Annotated in this window: 7 protein-coding genes; 5 read left to right on the top strand and 2 right to left on the bottom strand. The window is 44.2% G+C overall.

Going from position 1 to position 6,033, the window contains the following annotated elements:
• Positions 1 to 5 precede the first annotated feature (5 nt).
• Together ACFFAP_RS13005 and ACFFAP_RS13010 are read right to left on the bottom strand one after the other, a co-directional pair.
• Positions 6 to 167, bottom strand: a complete 162-nt coding sequence (locus tag ACFFAP_RS13005) for a hypothetical protein (protein WP_375511617.1) — start codon at positions 165 to 167, stop codon at positions 6 to 8.
• 60 nt (positions 168 to 227) lie between these two features.
• On the bottom strand, positions 228 to 425 hold the full coding sequence (locus tag ACFFAP_RS13010; RefSeq protein WP_375511611.1) for a hypothetical protein: 198 nt from the start codon (positions 423 to 425) through the stop codon (positions 228 to 230).
• 30 nt (positions 426 to 455) lie between these two features.
• On the opposite strand from ACFFAP_RS13010, the gene ACFFAP_RS13015 reads away from it, so the two are divergent.
• From ACFFAP_RS13015 to ACFFAP_RS13035, 5 genes are all read left to right on the top strand, one after another.
• Positions 456 to 908, top strand: coding sequence for a hypothetical protein (locus ACFFAP_RS13015; protein ID WP_375511612.1), 453 nt, complete (start codon positions 456 to 458; stop codon positions 906 to 908).
• Entirely contained in the window at positions 901 to 2,115 is a 1,215-nt protein-coding gene (locus ACFFAP_RS13020; RefSeq protein WP_375511613.1) for an NRAMP family divalent metal transporter, read from the top strand. The genes ACFFAP_RS13015 and ACFFAP_RS13020 overlap by 8 nt, the downstream gene beginning before the upstream one ends.
• A 3-nt stretch (positions 2,116 to 2,118) precedes the next feature.
• Entirely contained in the window at positions 2,119 to 2,478 is a 360-nt protein-coding gene (locus ACFFAP_RS13025) for a hypothetical protein (protein ID WP_375511614.1), read from the top strand.
• Positions 2,478 to 2,816 carry a hypothetical protein gene (locus ACFFAP_RS13030; RefSeq protein ID WP_375511615.1) on the top strand — a complete coding sequence of 113 codons (339 nt, stop codon included), beginning with the start codon at positions 2,478 to 2,480 and terminating at the stop codon, positions 2,814 to 2,816. Before ACFFAP_RS13025 ends, ACFFAP_RS13030 begins: the two co-directional genes overlap by 1 nt.
• A gap of 593 nt (positions 2,817 to 3,409) precedes the next feature.
• Entirely contained in the window at positions 3,410 to 5,785 is a 2,376-nt protein-coding gene (locus ACFFAP_RS13035; RefSeq protein ID WP_375511616.1) for a glycoside hydrolase family 31 protein, read from the top strand.
• Positions 5,786 to 6,033: the final 248 nt, after the last annotated feature.

The raw sequence follows: 6,033 nt of genomic DNA on the forward strand, positions 1-6,033 counted from the left end.
GTCAGTTAACAGTTCCCCGCGATCGTGCCGTGGGTCATTCCTATGCCTGTATCACCAGTTACGATGTAAACGTTTTCCTCATCAAAGGGGTTATTGTCAATGTATGCAATACCATCATCAGAATTCATTACCTGGCCCGACCAGCGAAATAAAATCTCCTGTGCTATCGGGAAACGTTCTCGCGTCCACGTTTGGAGTCTGCCATAGCGGGCATCGGCATCGTCAGCTTATCCGGTTTTGTGGTCTTCGCCTCCAACAATTAATACATCATATTGTTGGTCAATGCTTTGTAATCTTACGTAGTGGTAGGGGTCGAGGGTATCCCAATAAAGCGCTTTAGGAATAGAACCACGAGGCACTTTTGCACCAATAACAAAAGTTATGTATGGATAGATGTACACTGTTGCCAAGGTGATGAAAAACATATATTCTTGTTGGCTATGGAGAATCTATAAATGCCAGAGCCTGGTAAATTAGGATGTGTAATTAATTGTTTATTAATGCTGACATTGTTAGCTTCTTGCAGTGGTAAAACTTCCGCAGAAGATATGGACAAAGAAACACAAAGTGTATCTTCTTGGGTAGCAACAGCAAATATGGTTGGTGATGCTTGGATACGCGGTGCTGTGCCCAAGAAATATGCTGAACAAACATTAAAAAGAGCCACGGAAGAACTGCGAAAGGAAAAAGAGAAAATAGACGAAATAAAGTTATCTAAAGATGTAAGTGAACATGATAAATCAGTACTATTGGCTGAAGTTTTACAGTTAGCAAATAAAACAGAGGAAATGTCCAGGGCTGTGGCAGAAAAAAATCGTTCAGAGGTACAGCAAAAACTTGGAGAATTAGCCGCAGAAAAGCGATCGCTAAACAAGTTAAGAAAAGTAGCAGGGCAAACCAATGAATAAAATTTTGGAAATCGCCCTTGGTATTGTTACCAGTATCGGCGGCTTTTTAGATGTAGGTGCGATCGCTACTGCTGCGGAAGCTGGATCTACCTATAACTTCCAACTAATCTGGGCGTTTGTCTTAGGGACAATTTGTGTAATCTTTCTGGTGGAAATGTCTGGACGTTTAGCAGCCGTTAGCAAACATACATTAGCTGCGGCGGTGCGAGAACGATTTGGGTTCAACTTTTATATCATTCCACTAGTTGCAGAAATTGTCGTTGATTTTCTGGTTTTAGCTGCTGAGATTGGCGGTGTTTGTATCGCCCTGCAATTAGTAACAGGCATTAGTTTCCAGTGGTTTGCTTTACCCGTAGCCTTTGCAATTTGGTTGCTACTTTGGAAAGGGACATTTGGATTAATTGAAAACGGTGTTTCTTTATTCGGATTAATTACTCTAGCATTTGTCGTCGCTACTTTTAAGCTGCATCCATCATTGACAAAAATTGGTACTGGTTTATTGCCAACTCTGCCACAACAAGACACCGCACATTACTTATACCTTGCCGTTGGCATACTAGGAGCATTGATTAGCCCGTACTTGTTTTATTTCTACTCATCTGGTGCAGTAGAAGATAAGTGGGATGAAGGGTATATCGGTGTAAATCGCGCTGTTGCTGGTTTGGGGATGGGCTTTGGTAGTATCGTATCGCTGGGAGTGTTGATTGTAGCAGCACTGGTACTCGGTCCCAAAGGTATCCAGGTTGATAGCTATGAACAGGCGGCGCTGATGTTGACAGAAACCTTTGGTTACTGGGGCTTTGTGCTATTTGCGGCATCTTTAGGGATTGCTTGCTTTGGTGCAGCACTGGAGGTAAGCCTCGACACAGCCTATATTGTGGCTCAAGCTTTTGGTTGGAATTGGGGTGAAAACCTTAAACCAAAAGATGCTGCACGCTTTAGTTTAGTCTACACCGTGTTTGTTTTTCTCGCCTCATTACTGATGGTATTTGGTATTGATCCATTGCAATTAACTTTGTTTTCAATGGCAATTACAGCAGTGATTTTGCCGCCTGTAATTATACCTTTTTTGGTTTTGATGAACGATGAATTATACGTCGGCAAGTATCGCAACGGCTGGATTAGTAACAGCGTTGTCATTTTTACAATTGCGCTGACATTTGTGCTAGCGATCGTTGCTATTCCACTGGAAATTATTGGAGGGTAGGAAATGGATGTTATCAGAGATGTTCTTGATAATCAATTAGTTGACCGCAATCAACGCAAAATGGGTAAAGTTGATGGCATTGTGATGGAGTTGCAAGACGGCCAACCACCACGACTTGCTTATATTGAAGTAGGAGTAACAACCCTTACCAAACGGCTAAATCCGCGTTTGGCAGGTTTGGTAGGAGCAATTGCAGCTAAATGGGGTGCTAAACAAAGTCAACCGTTTCGGATTCCGTGGTCAAAAGTGCGGGATATTGGTATTGATGTGGAAGTCGATGTTGAAGCTGAAGCAACACCAGCTTTAGGCTATGAAAAATGGCTGCGCGATCGCATCATCGCCCGAATTCCAGGAGGGGGATAATGACAACTCGTGAAATTCATCTAGAATTACTGCTGAGTAAACCAGTATTAGACTCAACTGGTAAAGCCGTCGGACGCATTGAGGAAGTACGCGCCGAACAACAAGGCGAAGAATGGATTGTTAAGGAATATCTTATCGGTTATGCTGCCGTGTTAGAACGGTTATCCGCTTGGACAATTGGGTTAGGAATTTTGCATCTACTGGGGGCGCACAAAATCCACGGTGGTTATACAGTACCTTGGGACAAGCTAGATTTGACTGACCCTGACAAGCCGCGTTTGCGTTGTAGTCTAGATGCATTAAAGTCATTAAACGAGCAGCCGCAGGATACAGAGTAACTTGGCTTATAGCGGTTCTCGTTTCCATGAGGTACACCCGTAGGGGCACAGCACAGAACACCCCCTACACCTCGCAATATAATGTTGTACCGCATCTGAATGGGAACCGCTATAAAGCAGGCAGAAGTATGATGTCACCGAGTTGCAAAACGCTGTAAATGTTTTTAAGGAGAGAACTTAGTACAGTTTTGCGTAAAATCGTGTAGCGTTTTTAATGCAGGGGAACGCATTAACATTGCAAGTCGATGCATTAGCATTGCAAGCCGATGCATTAGCATTGTAAGCCGACGCATTAACAATGCAAGCCCTCGCATTGGCATTGTAAGCCGATGCATTAACAATGCAAGCCCTCGCATTGGCCATTGTAAGCCAATGCATTAACAATGCAGGGTATTGTTAAATTTAATTCGCTACAAATTAATCAAATGCTGTATTTAGTGTGGTAACGACACAAACTTGTGCATTACAAAAACCACTTCTGGTAAAAATATCTACTAATCTTTCACCCAACTTATAGCGAAAGAAAGAGTTTGAGACTAAGTATCTCTGTAATCATGAAATGCGGACAAGTATTAACCTGCTGAATAATTGATATGCCGCAATATTTCGGAAAACTACCCACTACTAACCAACCTTGGACAACAGTTAGCAATGTAAAAGCTGTAACCTGGGACAATAATATTATTAATTTTGACTGTGGCGACTCACGCCTCACCATCAGCGTACTTGCTCCCAATTTAATCCGCGTGCGTTTTGCACAAACTGGGGAATTTATGCCCCGCCGTTCTTGGGCAGTGACGCTGGATGATGCAGAATGGACGACAACACCTTTTACAGTCCAGGAAACTGAAACAACGGTAGAAATTGAAACAGCAGAGATTCGTGTGTGCGTCCAGCGAGAAAAGTGTCGCATCGCCTGTTTCGATAAAGATAACCGTCCCTTTGCCCAAGATGCAGAGATGGGAATGGGTTGGCGGATGGGCGCAGTTGCAGGGTGGAAGGAAATTGCAGCCGATGAACATTTCTATGGCTTTGGTGAACGCACAGGCTTTCTGGATAAACTCAGCCAAGTAAAAACCAACTGGACAACGGATTCCTTAGATTATGATGCACTGACTGATGAAATGTACCAGGCAATTCCATTTTTTATGGCTTTGCGCCCTCAGGTAAGCTATGGCATCTTTTTCAATACCACTTTTTGGAGTCAGTTCGATATCGGTGCTGAACAACCAGGTATTTGGAAGATGGAAACTCGTGGCGGTGAATTGGATTATTACATTATCTACGGCCCCGAACCAGCCCAAATCCTGGATACATACACTCAGCTAACTGGGAGAATGCCATTACCGCCGAAATGGGCGCTAGGTTATCATCAATGTCGCTGGAGTTACGAATCAGAAACCGTTGTGCGGGAACTAGCAAAGGAATTTCGTCAACGCCGCATTCCCTGCGATGTTATCCACTTGGATATTGACTATATGCGGGGCTATCGGGTGTTTACTTGGAGTCCTCAGCGTTTCCCCAACGCGGCAAAACTCATCAGTGATTTAGCACAGGATGGTTTCAAAACAGTCACAATCATTGATCCCGGTGTGAAATATGAACCAGAAGGCAATTATCACGTTTTTGACCAAGGATTAGAAAACGACTATTTTGTGCGTAAAGTTGATGGTACGTTGTTCCACGGCTACGTTTGGCCTGAGAAAGCTGTTTTTCCTGACTTTTTACGTCCTGATGTGTGTAACTGGTGGGCTGATTTACACAAAAGCTTAACCGATGTTGGTGTGGCAGGAATTTGGAATGATATGAATGAACCTGCTATAAATAATCGCCCCTTCGGTGATGAAGGTGAGAAAATTTGGTTTCCGCTAGATGCACCGCAGGGGGGAGAGGGAGAAAATTCAAAATTCAAAATTCAAAATTCAAAATTAAGAATTGATGTGACTCATACGGAAGTGCATAACTTGTATGGGTTGATGATGGCTAAAGCCTCCTATGAAGGGTTGGAACGGCATCGAGGCTCTGAGCGATCGTTTGTGTTAACGCGATCGGGTTATGCTGGTGTGCAACGCTGGTCTTCTGTGTGGATGGGAGATAACCAATCGTTGTGGGAGCATTTAGAAATGTCTCTGCCGATGCTTTGCAATATGGGACTTTCGGGTGTGGGGTTTGTGGGTTGCGATATTGGCGGGTTTGCTGGTAACGCCACAGCTGAATTATTCGCTCGCTGGATGCAGGTAGGAATGCTTTACCCAATGATGCGCGGTCACTCGGCAATGTCTACTGCTCGTCATGAACCTTGGGTATTTGGCGATCGCGTTGAAAATATCTGTCGAGAATATATTAATTTACGCTACCAACTACTTCCCTACATCTACACTCTTTTCTGGGAAGCGGTAACAACAGGCGCACCGATTTTAAGACCATTATTATACCATTTCCCTAACGATCCGAAAACCTATAGCCTCTACGATCAAGTACTGCTAGGTGCGTCGCTGATGGCTGCACCAATTTACCGCCCTGGAGTTGAGCATCGAGCTGTCTATTTACCCGCCGGCACTTGGTATGATTGGTGGAGTGGTGAGCATTATGAAGGCCCGATTCACATTCTTGCTCATGCACCACTGGAAAGAATGCCACTATATGTCCGTAGCGGTGCGATCGTTCCCATGCAACCTGTCAGACAGTACGTTGATCAAGCGCCACTCGACGAAATCCGATTACGCATTTGGCCTGGTAATAACGAGTATCAGCTATTTGAAGATGATGGACAGACAAACGAGTATCAAGATAAAAATTTTTCGCTAACAAATATAAGCGTATTTACAGAGACTAACCAAACAGTAGTGGAAATTGGAGCAAGAGTTGGGAAATGGACACCTCCATCGCGTGAAGTGATTGTAGAACTTGTTGGGGTTGGAGAGCAACGTTTCCAAGATGATGGTAAGAGACATACTCTGCAATTTTGAAATACGGATTGGGTACTGGGGATTGGGCATTGGAAAACTTTTCCCTAGTCCCTAGTCCCTCAATACCGTTCCGTTAAAGAATTTCTTGGTTGACACAAGCTGGTGTTGCAGGGGGAGAAGAGAAGCTATTCTTGAGAGAAGAATCACTGAACAATAACCCTCTTTCCTCCCCTGCCTCCCCTGCTTATCCGAACCGTATTGCCCAGTCCCCAGTCCCCAGTCCCCAGTCCCCAGTCCCCAGTTCAACC

Origin of the sequence: uncultured Nostoc sp., from assembly GCF_964245575.1 — a bacterium.
Lineage (GTDB): Bacteria > Cyanobacteriota > Cyanobacteriia > Cyanobacteriales > Nostocaceae > Nostoc.